Source organism: Pseudomonas sp. H3_C08, from assembly GCF_054669455.1.
The window spans coordinates 1,454,357-1,469,961 of record NZ_CP162803.1 but is presented as its reverse complement, the minus strand read 5'-3'; the positions used below and the strand labels follow the sequence as shown (position 1 = coordinate 1,469,961).

General features: G+C 60.9%; 13 protein-coding genes and 1 riboswitch. Of the genes, 11 read left to right on the top strand and 2 right to left on the bottom strand.

What is annotated here, in order from left to right; all coding sequences use genetic code 11:
* Positions 1-47 precede the first annotated feature (47 nt).
* The 8 genes from psrA (at position 48) to AB4N74_RS06795 (ending at position 8,798) form a co-directional block, all read left to right on the top strand.
* A complete protein-coding gene (gene psrA / locus AB4N74_RS06830; RefSeq protein WP_460098873.1) occupies positions 48-1,139 on the top strand; it encodes an iron-containing alcohol dehydrogenase PsrA in 1,092 nt (363 codons plus the stop codon).
* Positions 1,140-1,269: 130 nt separating this feature from the next.
* Complete coding sequence (locus tag AB4N74_RS06825) at positions 1,270-2,565, top strand: MFS transporter (RefSeq protein WP_093437737.1); 1,296 nt, start codon at positions 1,270-1,272, stop codon at positions 2,563-2,565.
* Between the two features lie 10 nt (positions 2,566-2,575).
* Positions 2,576-3,445, top strand: coding sequence for a LysR substrate-binding domain-containing protein (locus AB4N74_RS06820; protein WP_099758780.1), 870 nt, complete (start codon positions 2,576-2,578; stop codon positions 3,443-3,445).
* A gap of 74 nt (positions 3,446-3,519) precedes the next feature.
* On the top strand, positions 3,520-4,347 hold the full coding sequence (gene phnX / locus AB4N74_RS06815) for a phosphonoacetaldehyde hydrolase (RefSeq protein ID WP_116256661.1): 828 nt from the start codon (positions 3,520-3,522) through the stop codon (positions 4,345-4,347).
* Between the two features lie 347 nt (positions 4,348-4,694).
* Positions 4,695-5,630: a Ppx/GppA family phosphatase gene (locus AB4N74_RS06810; protein WP_093437728.1), complete on the top strand. Its 936-nt coding sequence runs from the start codon at positions 4,695-4,697 to the stop codon at positions 5,628-5,630.
* 42 nt (positions 5,631-5,672) lie between these two features.
* A riboswitch (cobalamin riboswitch) is annotated at positions 5,673-5,866 on the top strand.
* 144 nt (positions 5,867-6,010) lie between these two features.
* The gene (locus AB4N74_RS06805; protein WP_460098868.1) at positions 6,011-7,024 is read left to right on the top strand and encodes an ABC transporter substrate-binding protein; all 1,014 of its coding nucleotides are present in this window, start codon (positions 6,011-6,013) and stop codon (positions 7,022-7,024) included.
* Positions 7,025-7,032: 8 nt separating this feature from the next.
* Positions 7,033-8,037 (top strand): FecCD family ABC transporter permease, encoded by a 1,005-nt coding sequence (locus AB4N74_RS06800; RefSeq protein ID WP_175559651.1) that lies wholly within the window; start codon positions 7,033-7,035, stop codon positions 8,035-8,037.
* Positions 8,034-8,798 carry an ABC transporter ATP-binding protein gene (locus AB4N74_RS06795; protein WP_460098866.1) on the top strand — a complete coding sequence of 255 codons (765 nt, stop codon included), beginning with the start codon at positions 8,034-8,036 and terminating at the stop codon, positions 8,796-8,798. Before AB4N74_RS06800 ends, AB4N74_RS06795 begins: the two co-directional genes overlap by 4 nt.
* Here AB4N74_RS06795 and AB4N74_RS06790 read toward each other — a convergent pair.
* Together AB4N74_RS06790 and metE are read right to left on the bottom strand one after the other, a co-directional pair.
* Positions 8,782-9,288: a GNAT family N-acetyltransferase gene (locus AB4N74_RS06790; RefSeq protein WP_414925794.1), complete on the bottom strand. Its 507-nt coding sequence runs from the start codon at positions 9,286-9,288 to the stop codon at positions 8,782-8,784. The two genes, AB4N74_RS06795 and AB4N74_RS06790, sit on opposite strands and share 17 nt — an antisense overlap.
* Positions 9,289-9,495: 207 nt before the next feature.
* On the bottom strand, positions 9,496-11,784 hold the full coding sequence (gene metE / locus AB4N74_RS06785) for a 5-methyltetrahydropteroyltriglutamate--homocysteine S-methyltransferase (RefSeq protein ID WP_460098863.1): 2,289 nt from the start codon (positions 11,782-11,784) through the stop codon (positions 9,496-9,498).
* Between the two features lie 424 nt (positions 11,785-12,208).
* Between metE and AB4N74_RS06780 the strand changes: the two genes are divergently transcribed.
* The 3 genes from AB4N74_RS06780 to yecR all read left to right on the top strand — a co-directional run bounded on the left by AB4N74_RS06780 (position 12,209) and on the right by yecR (position 15,573).
* On the top strand, positions 12,209-13,585 hold the full coding sequence (locus AB4N74_RS06780; protein ID WP_093437711.1) for a pyridoxal-phosphate dependent enzyme: 1,377 nt from the start codon (positions 12,209-12,211) through the stop codon (positions 13,583-13,585).
* Positions 13,582-14,754 carry a cystathionine gamma-synthase gene (locus tag AB4N74_RS06775; protein ID WP_102902144.1) on the top strand — a complete coding sequence of 391 codons (1,173 nt, stop codon included), beginning with the start codon at positions 13,582-13,584 and terminating at the stop codon, positions 14,752-14,754. The genes AB4N74_RS06780 and AB4N74_RS06775 overlap by 4 nt, the downstream gene beginning before the upstream one ends.
* Before the next feature lie 510 nt (positions 14,755-15,264).
* A complete protein-coding gene (gene yecR / locus AB4N74_RS06770; RefSeq protein ID WP_007918065.1) occupies positions 15,265-15,573 on the top strand; it encodes a YecR family lipoprotein in 309 nt (102 codons plus the stop codon).
* Positions 15,574-15,605 lie beyond the last annotated feature (32 nt).

Below are 15,605 nucleotides of genomic sequence, written 5' to 3'. Positions count from 1 at the left end.
TCGCCCTCGACTATGTGGCCACACGACAACAACAAGAAGGATTGACCATGACTGCCCGCTTCCAGAACCCCGTCGACACCCGTTTCGGCTGGGGCAGCCTGCAAGACCTTGCCGCCATCACCGAGCAGCAGTGCGTCGCCCTCGTAACCTTCCCTGAAGCCCGAGGGCTGGGCTTGGTGGACCGTTTGCAAAGCTTGCTCGGCGAACGCCTGATCTACGTTTTCGAAGACGTCCAGCCCAACCCCGACGTCGCCCATCTGCGCAGCACTTACGAGCACTTCTGGCAGCACGCCGCTGATTGTGACGTGGTCCTCGCCGTGGGCGGCGGCAGCGCCATCGATACCGCCAAGGCGTTGATCGTCGGCACCGAATCCGGCCGTTTCGATGAACTGCTGAGCCTGCTGGCGACAGGCAAACCGTTCACCCCGGCCCGTTGCAAACAACTGATCGCCGCACCGACTACTGCCGGCACGGGCAGCGAAGTCACGCCGTGGGCGACGATCTGGGACAGCGCCAGCCAGAAGAAATACTCGCTTCATCTGGATTGCACCTGGCCACGGGTGGCGATCATCGACCCGCAACTGATGCTCACCGTGCCGGCCGGCGTCACCGTTTCCACCGGGCTCGATGCGCTGTCGCATGCGCTGGAAGCGATCTGGAACGTCAACGCCAACCCGGTCTCCGACACTTTCGCCATTTCTGCGATTGAAGACATTCTCGAATGCCTGCCGCGTTTGCACAAAGATCTGTCGAGCCAAGAGTTGCGCACGCGCATGGCACTGGCCGCACTCAAGGCCGGGCTGGCGTTTTCCAACACCAAAACCGCGCTGGCGCACTCGATTTCCTATGAGATGACCTTGCGCCACGGTTTGCCCCACGGCATCGCCTGCTCCTTCACCTTGCCGCTGGTTTTGGGTTTGGCCTGGGGCCACGACGCTACTCGCGACCGTACCTTGCAACGGGTATTCGGCGCGGACCTGAGCAAAGCCCAACAGCAACTGCGCGAGTTCCTGCACAGCCTCGGGGTGAAGACCGAGTTTGCCGATTACGGCGTCTCGGCCAAGGACGCCGAAGCCATCATCCAGCTCGCAATGCAAGGTGCGCGCGGCAAGAACTTCATCGGTTCACAAGCCGCCTGACGCCTGATAACACCCGAGTCACCCAAGCACCACCAGCGGCATGCAGCCGCGGTGATTTCCTGTCGCACCAAAAAAGAGTGCACCCCGCCGACGACACCCGGCGGGAACCGACAACAATAAGGAAAAGATCATGAATCGTGCCGAAACAATGCCTGGTCTCGCCGTACGTTCTGCCTCGTTCCGGGTCGCCCAGTGGCGCATGCTGCTGGCAGCGATGTTCTGTTACCTGTTTTTCTACACCGGTCGGCAGACCTTCGGTTTTGCCATTCCGGGGATTCAGGCCGAGTTCGGCCTGAGCAAGGAAACCCTCGGCTGGGCCTCTGCAGCGATGCTCTGGGCCTACGCGATTGGCCAGGCGATCAACGGCAACCTCGCCGATAAATTCGGTGGCCGACGGATCATGACGCTGGGTGCGGTGCTGTCCTGCGGTGCCAACTGGGTGACCAGTTTTGCCGGTGGTTTCACCAGCCTGATTCTGCCGTGGGGCGTCAACGGTTACTTTCAGGCCTTGGGCTGGGCGCCGGGTGGTCGACTGATTGCCAATTGGTGGGCAGCAGGTGAGCGCGGCAAGGTCTATGGTTTTTACACCTTCGCCGCCGGCTGCGCGTCGATTCTGTCGTACGTCACCTCTATCGTCGTGCTCGAAGTGCTGCAACTGGAATGGCGCTGGATCTTCCGCTTGCCAGTGCTGCTGATGCTCGCCGGCGGGATCATTTTCTATCTGGTTGCCCGCGAACGCCCGCAGGATCTGGGCTTCGAACCGGTGGGTGATACCGGTGTGGCCAACGCTGACGACAAACATCAGGAAGCCGCGCAGGGCGAAGTCGAGTCCTCGGCACAACGCTATAAAGCCGTGCTGAAGAATCCCCGCCTGCTGATCGCTGCGCTGTCCCTGGGCTTTCAGAACGCGGCGCGCTACGGCTTGATCGTCTGGGTGCCGGTGCACTTTCTCGGCGCCAACTGGAAAAGCGGCGACAGCATGGTCGACCCGAAATGGATCACCGTCGCCCTCCCCGTCGGCATGGCGGTTGGCGCGTTGAGCAATGGCTGGGTGTCGGACAAGTTGTTCGGCTCCAAGCGGTATCTGGCGATCATGCTCTATATGGTGCTGGGCGCGGCGACCAGCCTGTGGATGTGGAGCCTGCCACCACACAGCGTCATCGGCCTGATCGCCCTGTTCCTGTGCGGCTTCTTCGTCTACGGCCCGGCCTCGAGTTTCTGGGCGCTGTGCCCGGATCTGGTCGGGGCCAAACGCGCCGGTACGGCGACCGGAATCATGAACTTTTCCTCATACCTGTTCGCCGGCCTGGCCGAGCCGATGATAGGTCGTTTGCTTGACACCACGGCAAACACGTCTCTCATCTTCATAGTGGTCACCAGCGCCTGCCTGTGCAGCGCGGCAGTGGCATTGTTCATTCGACGCTGACGGGGCTTGCATGTACCAGTATCACAAGTGGTTGCGTTCGTTTCATGCGGTGGCCAAGACCGGCAGTTTTACCCTTGCGGCGGAGTACCTGAGCGTCGGTCAGCCGACCGTCAGCGAACAGGTCAATGCGCTGGAAAACACCTTCTCGGTCGAGCTGTTCCATCGCCGTGGCCGCTACATCGAAATGAGCGCCGCCGGGCACAAGCTCTATGCGATCACTCAGGGCCTGTTCGGTCAGGAGGATGAAGCCGTGCAACTGTTGCAGAGCTTCAAGCAGCGCAAGACCGGAATGCTGCGCCTCGGCGCGGTGTCACCGCCGATTGCCATGAACCTGACCTATGAGCTGATGCAGCGCCATCCGGATATCGAACTGGAAACCTCGTTTTCTTCGGAAAAGGACACCCTGGCGCGGTTGTTCAACTTTGATATCGACGTGGCGATTCTGGCCTTGTCGGAATTCGATGAGCGCTTCCACACGCGGTTGTATCACCGCTATCCGATCATCGCCGTGGTGCGTGATGACCATCCGTGGGCCAGTCAGGCGCAGGTTCACATCAGTGAAATCAGTGGCGAAAAATGGGTGATGCGCGAATCCAGTGCACGCACCCGGCAACTGGTGGAAGAAAGCTGCAAGCGCCTCAATATCGATCTCAACTGCGTCATGCAACTCAACAGCCGCGAAGCCATCGTCCACGCGATCGTCAAAGGCATCGGCATCGGATTTGTCTCGGCGGTCGAGTACGCCGAAACCCCGGGCACCACGCCGATCACCTTTGTCGATCACCCGTTTTTCATCGAATACCACCTGTGCTGCCTCGGCATCCGCCGGAACCGGCCAGTGATTGCCGAACTGTTTGATGCGAACCCACCGCTGACCTGATCAGCACTGACCCTTGAACCGCCTACCTCATTGCCGAGGGACGGCCCACGCTTACCTGAAAACGGAGATTGACCATGCAGTACCAACAACCGACTCACCTGCAAGCCGCGATCCTCGACTGGGCCGGCACCGTTGTCGATTTCGGCTCGTTTGCGCCAACGCAAATCTTCGTCGAAGCCTTTGCCGAGTTCGGCGTCGCGGTATCGCTGGAAGAAGCGCGCGGGCCGATGGGCATGGGCAAGTGGGATCACATCCGCACCCTGTGCAACCTGCCGCAGATTGCCGAGCGTTACCGCGCGGCGTTTGATCGCTTGCCGAGTGACGACGATGTAACGGCAATCTACGAACGTTTCATGCCGCTGCAGATCGAGAAAATCGCCCTGCATTCGGCGCTGATTCCGGGCGCGCTCGAAGCCATTGCAGCATTGCGCGACAAGGGTTTGAAAATCGGTTCGTGCTCGGGCTACCCGGCGGTGGTAATGGCCAAGGTCGTCGAACTGGCGCGGGAAAATGGCTACGTCGCTGACCATGTCGTCGCCACCGATGAAGTGCCCAATGGCCGGCCGTATCCGGCGCAGGCGTTGGCCAACGTGATTGCCCTGGGCATCGATGACGTGGCCGCCTGCGTCAAGGTCGACGACACCTGGCCGGGAATTCTCGAAGGGCGCGCCGCCGGTATGTGGACGGTGGCGTTGACCTGCTCCGGCAACGCACTGGGCCTGACCTATGAGCAATACAAGGCGTTGCCGTCGGATCGACTGGCGGAAGAACGCGCGCGGATCGGCAAGATGTTCGCCCCTTCGCGCCCGCACTACCTGATCGACACCATCGCCGAACTGCCCGAAGTGATCGAAGACATCAATGCGCGCCTGGCCCGGGGCGAAACTCCTCAGTCCTGCTGATTGATCGTCCGCACCCCGCGCTGATCGTTCCCACGCTCTGCGTGGGAATGCAGCCCGTGACGCTCCGCGTCACTGGACGCGGAGCGTCCCTAGAGGCGTTCCCACGCGGAGCGTGGGAACGATCAACAGCCAAATCGCGGGCAAAAAAAAGCTGCCAAAACTGGCAGCAAAAACTTTAAGAACACGCGATGTATTGACCTCAGCATAGACGCCGGATAATGACAGTGTCGTGACAGTCGCAAATTCATTCAATCGCCCCGCCCCCGTCATCAGGATGTCATCAAGATCACGGCAGAATCCTCGCAAACCGTCTTGAGCCTCGCGACGGATGCTCTGCAAGGATTCCCATGAAAGACGACGCCTCGCTGTTTGCCGCCATCGACCTGGGTTCGAACGCCTTTCGCCTGATGATCGGCCAGTCGGTGCGCAGCCGCAAAGGCTTGCAGATTCAGGAAGTGAAAACCCTGCGCGAACCGGTGCGCCTCGCCGAAGGCTTTGACGGCGGTGCGCTGGATGCACTGGCACTGGATCGCGGCTGGCAGGCGTTGGCGCGGTTCGGCAAGAAGCTGCGTGGTTTCGAGGCCGGCCGGGTTCGTGCGGTGGCCACCAGCGCGGTGCGTGAAGCGGACAACGCGCAACTGTTTCTGGCCAGTGCCGAGCGGCATCTGGGCTTTCCCATCGACGTCATTTGCGGCCATGAAGAGGCGCGGCTGGTCTACGCCGGCGTAACTCACGCCTTGCCCAGCGCCGACGACCTGCGCCTGGTGGTCGACATCGGCGGCGGCTCCACCGAGCTGATCCTCGGCCAGGGCTCACAACCCTTGTTAACCGAAAGCATCGCCATCGGCAGCGGCACCTTGAGCACGCGATTCTTTCGCGGCGGCGATGTGTCCGCCGGCGCGCTACAGGAGGCCGAACGCTTCGCCATCCTGCAGTTTGAAAAAGTTGCCCGGCGCTACCGTGCTCAGGGCTGGCAGCAAACCATCGGCTCTTCCGGCACCGCGCGCATGCTCGCCAAAGTACTCAAGACCAATCGCCTCAACGACTTCGGCCAGGACGGCATCACCTACGGCGGCCTGCTGCGCCTGTCGCTGCTGTTGTTGAAGGTAAACAACGTGCAACAGCTCAAGCTCGCAGGCCTGCAACCACACCGCCAGAGCATTCTGCCCGGCGGTCTGGTGTTAATGCTGGCGGCATTCAAAGTGTTCGGTATCGCACAAATGCTGCCCTCCGAACCGGGCCTGCGTCTGGGCGTGTTGCACGGTTTGATGAGCCAGCACTAATCCTCGCCGCAACAGATTCGTCTCCCCTTCGGCGGCTTGATCGACTAACATGCCGCCGCTGGTTCCCGAACGGGACTAATAGGGAATCCGGGGTGCTTGCACAGCATTGACCGGAACTGCCCCCGCAACTGTAGGTGCCGAGCCTGCTCCACGACTGCCACTGGGTGAATCCCGGGAAGGCCGGAGCCAGGCGATGACGCATCAGTCAGGAGACCTGCCGGCACAGTGATTACTAACCGGCGGGGTGTCCGGGAAGGACATCGTGCCGTGCGCGTCTTCGTTGGCTGCCCGGCCTTGCGCTGTTTTCCTGACCGCGTTCGATGGTGTGTTTCCAGACCGTACTCTCCCGCTCCCCGTACGGTTCCCCTGGAGACTGCCCCATGCTGCTGCCCCGCGTTGCCACCCTCATTACCGGCCTGAGCCTTGGCGCCCTGGCGCAGGCGGCACCGACTGTCTATCCACTGACGATCGAGAACTGCGGCAGCACCCTGACCTTCCAGCACGCACCGACGCGCACCGTGACCATCGGCCAGGCCGGCACGGAGATGCTCTACGCCATGGGCCTGGGCGACAAAGTCGTCGGCACCTCACTGTGGTTCAACAATGTGCTGGCCAAATACAAAGCGCAGGATGACAAGATCGAGCGTCTGGCTGACAACGAGCCGAGTTTCGAGTCGGTAATCGGCAAGCGTCCGGAACTGGTCGCCGTGGAACTGGAATGGATGGTCGGCCCGCAAGGCGCGGTGGGCACGCGCGAGCAGTTTCATGAACTGAAGATTCCAACGTACCTGCTGCCTTCCGATTGCGAAGCCAAGGACAACCTCGTCGGCGCCGATGGCACGCGACTGGCGCCGTTTCGCATTGACTCCATTTACAAGAGCGTGAGCCAACTGGCGCAGATCTTCGATGTTCAAGAGCGTGGCCAGCAGCTCAATGATCAACTCAAGGCCAGTCTCGCCAAATCGATTGCCACCGCCCAAGGCAAACAGCTCAAAGACGCCAGTGCGCTGGTGTGGTTCTCCAGCGCACAAATGGACATCGAGCCATTCGTGGCCGGGCACAAAGGCATTCCCGATTTCATGCTCAGCACCCTCGGCGTGCTCAACGTGGTGGAGTCCGATGAAGAGTGGCCAACGGTCGGCTGGGAGACCATCGCCAAGGCCAACCCGACCTTCCTCGTCATCGCGCGCATGGATCGCCGACGCTTCCCCGCCGACGACTATGAAAAGAAGCTCGCCTTCCTGCGCAGCGACCCGGTGACGCGCAACATGGACGCGGTGAAACACAACCGCATCATCATTCTCGACGCCATGGCCCTGCAGGCGAGCCTGCGCATGTTCGAGGGCATCGAACAATTGGCCACGGCCATCAACGGCTATGACCTGTCGCAATGAGTGCCAGCCTGATCCGCACGCTCCTGGCCCTGGCGACCCTGTTGATTGCAGTGGTCGCCGGCGTGGCCATCGGGGAAACCTCGATTGCACCGGACGTGGTGTTGCAAGTGCTGGCGAACAAATTGTGGGGCGCCGGGCATGTCCTCGACCCGATCGATGAAGGCATCGTCTGGAACTACCGCCTGACCCGGGCATTGGTCGCGGCGGCATGCGGTGCAGGGTTAGCGACCTGCGGAGTGATTTTGCAGTCGCTGCTGCGCAATCCGTTGGCCGACCCCTATCTACTGGGCATTTCTGCCGGCGCCTCGACCGGGGCGGTGATGGTCGCGCTGCTTGGCGTAGGTGCCGGGATCATCTCACTCTCGGTCGGTGCCTTCGCCGGCGCGGTCACGGCGTTCGTGCTGGTGATTGTGCTGGCGCGGGTCAGCGGCTCGGCCAGCGGTACCGGGCAGATCATTCTCGCGGGGATCGCCGGTTCGCAGCTGTTCAATGCGCTGACGGCGTTTCTGATCACCCGCTCGGCCAGCTCCGAGCAGGCACGCGGCATCATGTTCTGGTTGCTGGGCAATCTTGGCGGCGTGCGCTGGCCATCGGTGTGGCTGGCGGTGCCAGTGGCCGTATTGGGGTTGGTTGTGTGCCTGTGGCATCGGCGGGCGCTAGATGCGTTTACCTTTGGTGCGGATTCGGCGGCGTCGCTCGGCATTCCGGTGCGGCGTGTGCAGATTCTGCTGATCGGTTGTGCAGCGCTGGTGACGGCAGTGATGGTGTCGATTGTCGGCTCGATCGGTTTTGTCGGTCTGGTCATTCCTCATGCCGCGCGTCTGTTGCTGGGCACCGGTCATGCGCGGTTGCTGCCGGCCAGTGCGTTGGGTGGCGCGGTGTTTCTGATAGCCGCCGATGTGCTGTCGCGCACACTGATCAAGGGCCAGGTGATTCCGGTCGGGGTGATTACCGCGCTGGTCGGGGCGCCGGTGTTTGCCTTGATTCTGGTTGGCCGCAGGTCGGCACGATGAACAGTGTTTTGAGTTGTTCCGGCCTGAGCTTCAGGGTGCGCGGCGCCGAGTTGCTCAACGGTGTCAGCCTTGAGGTTCAGCGTGGCGAAACCCTGGGCATTGTCGGGCCGAATGGCGCGGGCAAATCCACTCTGTTGAAGTTGCTGGCCGGGCTGCGTGAACCGAGCGCTGGCGAGGTGCTGCTCGACGGTCTGCGCCTGGGCAAAATGGCCCGGCGCAGCATTGCGCAAAAGCTTGCGGTGGTCGAACAGCAGGCCGACACCGACGACGGCATTCGCGTGTTCGACGCTGTCGCGCTGGGGCGCACGCCTTGGCTGTCGGCGCTGCAACCGTGGTCGGCGGCCGACGACGCCATTGTTCAGCAGGCGCTGACCGACGTCGACGCGATGCACCTGCGTACCCGTCTCTGGCGCAGCCTGTCCGGTGGTGAGCGACAACGGGTACACATCGCTCGAGCCCTGGCGCAGCGACCGCAAATCCTGTTGCTGGACGAACCGGCCAACCACCTCGACATTCAACATCAGCTGACCATTCTCAACGTGGTGCGGGCGTTGCCGGTGACCACGCTGATTGCTCTGCATGATCTCAATCAGGCGCTGAAGTGTGATCGTCTGGCGGTGCTGGAACGCGGGCGGCTGGTGGCGTTGGGCAAGCCGCTGGAGGTGCTGACACCGCAGCGCTTACAGGAGACGTTCGGGGTCAGGGCGCATTACCTGACGGACCCGTTCGATGGGGCGCAAATTCTCAGATTTCACTCATGACGTTGTGCATGTGGGTTGTTTGCCAGACCGGGTCAGCGTCGACGTCGATAATCTTGAAGCCTTGGCGCTGCCAGAATTCGATGGCGCCCGGCAGAAATGGATGGGTGTGCAGGTAGATCACCTCGACGCCGTCGGCGAATGCCAGGTCTTTGAGTGATCGGTACAACGCCGCGGCCAACCCGGAACGCCGTTGTGAAGGCACGACGAACAGGCGCACGATTTCCACTACCTTGCGGCCGGGATAATCAAGGTTCGGGAAGCGTCGGTCGTAGGAGAGATAGCCGATCGAGGCCACGATCTGCCCCGCATGACGAGCGATCAGAAAGCGCCCTGCCCCACGCAGATAAACCTCGGCAAAACGCGCCAGATCGTCGGGTATGCCGGTCGCGCTGAGCTTGGGGAAAAGCTCGGCACGGGCGTTTAGAACAAAATCCAGCACCTCGGGAATGTCTGCGTCAGACACGGTTTGGATAATGGGTTGATGATTCATGCAGCGGCAAACACCTGGATTGCGGCTGGCCACAGTAGCAACAACAGGTCCCGCGAGGCCATTCAGAATCTCATGACTTGCCCAAAACCCTGTGGGAGCGAGCTTGCTCGCGAAGGCGGCAGATCATCCAACATTGATGTTGACTGAATGGACGCTTTCGCGAGCAAGCTCGCTCCCACAGGTGTTTTATTTCATGCAACCCGAGCGTTACGCCAGCTCTTTACGCAGTTGCCGGGCGGCGGTAACCATGTGCACCAGCGCCGCTTCCGTCTCCGGCCAGCCACGGGTTTTCAAACCGCAATCCGGGTTGACCCACAGCCGCTCGGCCGGAATCCGCTTGGCAGCCTTGCGCAGCAGATTAGCCATTTCCGAAGCATCCGGGATGCGTGGCGAGTGAATGTCGTAGACGCCCGGGCCGATTTCGTTCGGGTAGGCGAAGGCTTTGAAGGCATCCAGCAACTCCATGTCGGAACGCGAGGTTTCGATGGTGATCACGTCGGCATCCATCGCTGCAATCGACTCGATCACATCGTTGAATTCGCTGTAGCACATGTGCGTGTGGATCTGCGTTTCGTCGCGCACACCGGAGGCGCACAAACGGAACACTTCCGTCGCCCAGTCCAGATAAGGCTGCCACTGCGCCTGACGCAACGGCAGACCTTCACGGAACGCCGCTTCGTCGATCTGCACGATCTTGATACCGGCGGCTTCCAGATCGACCACTTCATCGCGGATCGCCAGCGCCAGTTGCCGGGCCTGCACTTCACGGCTGACATCTTCACGCGGGAACGACCACATCAGCATGGTCACCGGGCCGGTCAGCATGCCTTTCATGACCTTGTCGGTCAGACCTTGGGCGTAGCGAATCCATTCGACCGTCATGGCTTTCGGGCGGCTGAGGTCGCCGAAGATCACCGCCGGTTTCACGCAACGCGAACCGTAGCTCTGCACCCAGCCAAACCGGGTGAATACGTAGCCATCCAGTTGCTCGGCGAAGTACTCGACCATGTCGTTACGCTCGGCCTCACCGTGCACCAGCACATCGAGGCCCAGACGTTCCTGGATTTCCACCGCGTGGCGGATCTCGCTGTGCATGGCTTCGGTGTATTCGGCTTCGGTCAGCTTGCCCTGTTTGAACGACTGACGAGCGAGGCGGATCGACGCGGTTTGCGGGAACGATCCGATCGTCGTGGTTGGGAACATTGGTAGATCAAGACCCGCGCGCTGTTTGGCGATGCGCTGGGCAAACAGCGACTGACGCTGGCTGTCCTTGGCCGTGATCGCCGCAACTCGCGCCTGAACCGCAGGTTTGTGAATGCGCGGGGAAGCTGCACGTGCAGCCTGCACCGAGCGACTTTCAGTCAATGCACGTAGCACTTTCGGCGCTTCCGGCTGATTGACGGCATGCGCCAGAATTGCCACTTCTTCACACTTCTGGACGGCAAAGGCCAGCCAGCTTTTCAGTTCGGCATCGAGCTTGTCTTCACGACCCAGATCCACCGGGCTGTGCAGCAGCGAGCAGGACGGCGCGACCCACAGGCGATCACCCAGACGCTCATGGGCATGGCGCAATGTCGCCAAGGCGTTTTCCAGATCGCAGCGCCAGACATTCCGGCCATTGACCACGCCCAGGGACAACACTTTGTAGGCCGGCAGACGATCGAGAATGGTCGGGTACTGCTCCGGTGCGCGCACCAGATCAATGTGCAGACCATCGACAGGCAGGTTGGCAGCCAGACCAAGGTTTTCTTCCAGACCACCAAAGTAAGTCGCGAGCAGTTTCTTCAGTGGATCACGCTGAATCTGGTTGTAGGCACGCTCGAACGCGTTCTTCCATTCCTGCGGCAGATCAAGGACCAGAATCGGCTCGTCGATCTGTACCCATTCCACACCTTGAGCGGCGAGGCGCGCGAAGATCTGGCCGTACAGCGGCAGCAAACGATCGAGCAATTCCAGCTTGTCGAATTCCGCGCCCTTGGCCTTGCCCAGCCACAGATACGTCAGTGGGCCGATAATCACCGGTTTGACGTTGTGGCCCAGCGCACGGGCTTCTTCGACTTCTTCGAACAACTGCTCCCAGCCCAACTGGAACTGTTGATCCGCACTGAATTCCGGGACCAGATAGTGATAGTTGGTGTCGAACCACTTGGTCATTTCCTGGGCGTGCGCACCGCCGCAGCAGCTGTCGCTGACGCCACGAGCCATGCCAAACAAAGTTTGCAGATTGGCTTTGCCATCGTGCGGGCGGAAGCGCTCAGGGATCACGCCAAACATCAGCGAGTGCGTCAGGACCTGGTCGTACCAAGCGAAATCGCCGACCGGCAGCAATTCGATACCGGCGTTTTTCTGCAGGTCCCAGTGGGTCTTGCGCAGCTCGCGACCGACTGCACGCAGACCAGCCTCGTTCAGTTCTCCTTTCCAGAACGCCTCTTGTGCTTTCTTCAGTTCGCGGTCGCGACCGATGCGCGGAAATCCAAGGGAATGGGCCAGTGCCATAACAAACAACTCCAATGTTCTGTTGATGGCGGCCATTGTCGGCATCGGTCACTGGTGAGACAAACTCATTTTAATCGCGATCAACACGAGTTTCCCTCATGATAAAAAGATTGCTGCTTGTCGCTTGTAAACACTCCGGAGCCGAGAGCGCGCGTGAAGGATGAACGGTTTTTTGCGGCAGGGAATTTCTCGCCAATTCAAGCTGTTCGTCGCCCTGAAGACGCCCTTTGAAAACTCAATGACGCCTCTGTGTAAACGCACTCGAACCCGCCCAGGCAGGTCTCTGATTTCGATCTATCGTTAGATCGAAATGGCAGCATTTGCGGCCGACTAAAGGTTGCGACAGCTGATGTCTGAGCCTATGTTGCACGCGAGTCTTTTCCCCGCGATTGGAACGCGATCAACACCATTAAGAGGTGAAGAAATGTCAAAGGAATCACGCCCTGCCGTACTTGGGCTGATAGGCAACACTCCGCTGGTTCAAGTCACTCGTTTCGATACTGGCCCGTGCACACTGTTTCTCAAGCTCGAATCGCAGAACCCCGGTGGTTCGATCAAGGACCGTATCGGTCTGGCCATGATCGACGCTGCCGAGCGTGATGGTCGTCTGCAACCCGGCGGCACCATCGTCGAAGCCACCGCCGGCAACACCGGCCTGGGCCTGGCACTGGTTGGCCGCGCCAAAGGTTATCGCGTGGTGCTGGTGGTGCCGGACAAAATGTCCACCGAGAAAGTCCTGCACTTGAAGGCCATGGGCGCCGAAGTGCACATCACCCGCTCCGACGTCGGCAAGGGTCATCCCGAGTATTACCAGGATGTCGCCGCACGTTTGGCGAAAGATATTCCCGGCGCATTTTTCGCCGACCAGTTCAACAACCCGGCCAACCCGCTGGCCCACGAATGCAGCACCGCGCCGGAGATCTGGGCGCAGACCGAACATGATCTGGACGCAATCGTCGTCGGTGTCGGTTCGGCCGGTACGCTGACGGGCCTGAGCCGCTTCTTCAAACGCGTGCAGCCGGATCTGGAAATGGTCCTAGCCGACCCGGTCGGTTCGGTGATGGCGCAATACAGCCGCGACGGCTCTCTGCCCAAGCCCGGTTCATGGGCGGTGGAAGGCATCGGCGAGGACTTCATTCCGTCGATCACCGACCTCTCCAGCGTGCGCCACGCCTATTCGATCAGCGATGAAGAAAGCTTCGCTCACGCCCGCCAATTGCTCAAGGCCGAAGGCATTCTCGGCGGCTCGTCGACCGGCACTCTGCTCGCTGCGGCGCTGCGTTACTGCCGCGAACAGACCGAGCCGAAACGTGTGGTCAGCTTCGTTTGCGACACCGGCACGCGCTACCTGTCGAAGGTTTACAACGACCAGTGGATGACCGATCAGGGCCTGTTGCAGCGCAAGGGCTACGGCGATTTGCGCGACCTGATCGCCCGGCGTTTCGAGGACGGCCGCGTGATCAGTGTCGGCCCCGACGACACTCTGCTGACCGCGTTCCAGCGCATGCGCCTGGCGGATGTCTCACAATTGCCAGTGCTGGTGGAAGGCAAGCAACTGGTCGGCGTGATCGACGAGTCGGACATCCTGCTGGCGGTGCACGAAGACGCCGCCCGCTTCAGCCAATCAGTGTCCAGCGTGATGACCGACAAACTGCAAACCCTCGCCCCTGGCGCCAGCCTTGCTGAGCTGGAAGCGGTGCTCAGCCGTGGCCTCGTCGCGATCATTGCCGATGCATCGGGCTTCCATGGCCTGATCACCCGCACCGACATGCTCAACCAATTACGGAGATCCCTCGCATGAGTCAGCACGACGATAAATCCCAAGGCTTCGCGACCCGGGTGATCCACGCCGGGCAGACGCCGGATCCGACCACCGGCGCGCTGATGCCGCCGATCTACGCCAACTCCACCTATCTGCAAGACAGCCCCGGCGTGCACAAGGGTTTCGATTACGGGCGCTCGCACAACCCGACGCGTTTTGCCCTGGAGCGTTGCGTGGCGGACCTGGAAGGCGGCACCCAGGCGTTCGCGTTCGCCTCCGGGCTGGCAACGATTTCCACGGTGCTCGAACTGATCGATGCCGGTTCGCACGTCATCTCCGGCAATGACTTGTACGGCGGCACGTTCCGCCTGTTCGACAAGGTCCGTCAGCGCAGTGCCGGACACCGTTTCAGCTACGTCGATCTGACTGACCTGGCGGCGTTCGAAGCGGCGCTGCAGGACGACACCCGCCTAGTGATTGTCGAGTCACCGACCAACCCGCTGCTGAGCCTGTCGGACCTCGCCGCTATCGCCCGTATCTGCCGCGCTCGCGGGATCATCAGCGTGGCCGACAACACCTTTGCCAGCCCGTATATCCAGCGGCCGCTGGAGCTGGGTTTCGACATCGTGCTGCACTCGACCACCAAGTACCTGAACGGTCACTCCGATGTAATCGGCGGCATCGCCGTGGTCGGCCAGAACCAAGAACTGGCCGAGAAGCTGGGCTTCTTGCAGAACGCGGTCGGTGCGATTGCCGGGCCGTTCGATGCATTTCTCACCCTGCGCGGGGTGAAGACTTTGGCCCTGCGCATGGAACGTCATTGCAGCAACGCACTGGATCTGGCGCAGTGGCTGGAGCAGCAGCCGCAGGTCAAACGCGTCTACTACCCGGGACTGGCCTCGCATCCGCAGCATGAGTTAGCCAAGCGCCAGATGCGTGGTTTTGGCGGGATGATTTCTGTTGATCTGAACAGCGATCTGGCAGGTGCGCGGCGGTTTTTGGAGAACGTGAAGATCTTTGCGTTGGCGGAAAGTCTGGGCGGTGTGGAGAGCCTGATCGAGCATCCGGCGATCATGACTCACGCGACCATTCCGGCTGATACCCGGGCGAAACTGGGGATTGGCGATGGCCTGGTGCGTCTGTCGGTGGGCGTCGAAGACGTCGAAGACCTGCGTGCCGACCTGGCGCAGGCGCTGCAATCGATCTGACCTTGCAGGAACGACAAAGCCCGCACGAAGCGGGCTTTGGTGTTCGAGTAGGCGGCCAGTGCTGGTCTCTGGCTTACAAGGTTTATCGGGCTTCCCACAGTACCGGGTCAAATTGAAAGTTAGTGCCTCGGCTGCTTCACACGGCATAAGGGCTGGATCTCAGCGCGGAGATCTTTCTAACCGTGTACCTTTCGGAGCGCGCCCCACGCCCCCTTGCTATCCGATTGCGCATCAGTCTGCGTCTTCGCCTACATCTTTGAGCCTAGCAAAGGCTCGCCGACGCGGTTCAGTGTTTTTAGACTGATTCGAGCTTTGCCCGAATCGGGCAGGAAGAGAAGCGCCTAACGGCCGTCGATCCCCCCCACTGCACTAGCACATTTGTGCTAATCGACCGCCCTGTCCGCTGGCGTTATATTCCCCCGCACCCCTCGATGCTCCTCAACGTTGCCTGTTCGCAGCGTACGGGATCGTTGTGCCTGGAAATCAGAACAACACCAAGGAAGAAACACCATGAAAACCCTGATCGCAACACTCACCCTCAGCGCCCTGTTCCTCACTGGCTGCGCCACGCCGAAACAATGGGAAGCCACTGGCGGCAGCAAAAACGATGGCGTCGTCCAGGTCTCCTATGAACTGGGCCAATTCGAAAGCGGCCAGACCAGCGCCGAACAAGGTCTGACCGTCGCCGCACAACGCTGCAAGACCTGGGGCTACAAAAACGCCGAAGTCACTGGCTCCGAAAAAAACATCTGCCGGACCATGGGCCAGTACAACTGCCTGCAGACCACCATCACCCAGGATTACCTGTGCAAGCGCTGAACAAGCACTAACTTTGTAGGAGCTGTCGAGTG

What these genes read in the sequence shown, in the direction of transcription:
- psrA (WP_460098873.1), top strand. Translation starts at nt 48, where the DNA reads ATGACTGCCCGCTTCCAGAACCCCGTCGACACCCGTTTCGGCTGGGGC.
- AB4N74_RS06825 (WP_093437737.1), top strand. Translation starts at nt 1,270, where the DNA reads ATGAATCGTGCCGAAACAATGCCTGGTCTCGCCGTACGTTCTGCCTCG.
- AB4N74_RS06820 (WP_099758780.1), top strand. Translation starts at nt 2,576, where the DNA reads ATGTACCAGTATCACAAGTGGTTGCGTTCGTTTCATGCGGTGGCCAAG.
- phnX (WP_116256661.1), top strand. Translation starts at nt 3,520, where the DNA reads ATGCAGTACCAACAACCGACTCACCTGCAAGCCGCGATCCTCGACTGG.
- AB4N74_RS06810 (WP_093437728.1), top strand. Translation starts at nt 4,695, where the DNA reads ATGAAAGACGACGCCTCGCTGTTTGCCGCCATCGACCTGGGTTCGAAC.
- AB4N74_RS06805 (WP_460098868.1), top strand. Translation starts at nt 6,011, where the DNA reads ATGCTGCTGCCCCGCGTTGCCACCCTCATTACCGGCCTGAGCCTTGGC.
- AB4N74_RS06795 (WP_460098866.1), top strand. Translation starts at nt 8,034, where the DNA reads ATGAACAGTGTTTTGAGTTGTTCCGGCCTGAGCTTCAGGGTGCGCGGC.
- AB4N74_RS06790 (WP_414925794.1), bottom strand. Translation starts at nt 9,288, where the DNA reads ATGAATCATCAACCCATTATCCAAACCGTGTCTGACGCAGACATTCCC.
- metE (WP_460098863.1), bottom strand. Translation starts at nt 11,784, where the DNA reads ATGGCACTGGCCCATTCCCTTGGATTTCCGCGCATCGGTCGCGACCGC.
- AB4N74_RS06780 (WP_093437711.1), top strand. Translation starts at nt 12,209, where the DNA reads ATGTCAAAGGAATCACGCCCTGCCGTACTTGGGCTGATAGGCAACACT.
- AB4N74_RS06775 (WP_102902144.1), top strand. Translation starts at nt 13,582, where the DNA reads ATGAGTCAGCACGACGATAAATCCCAAGGCTTCGCGACCCGGGTGATC.
- yecR (WP_007918065.1), top strand. Translation starts at nt 15,265, where the DNA reads ATGAAAACCCTGATCGCAACACTCACCCTCAGCGCCCTGTTCCTCACT.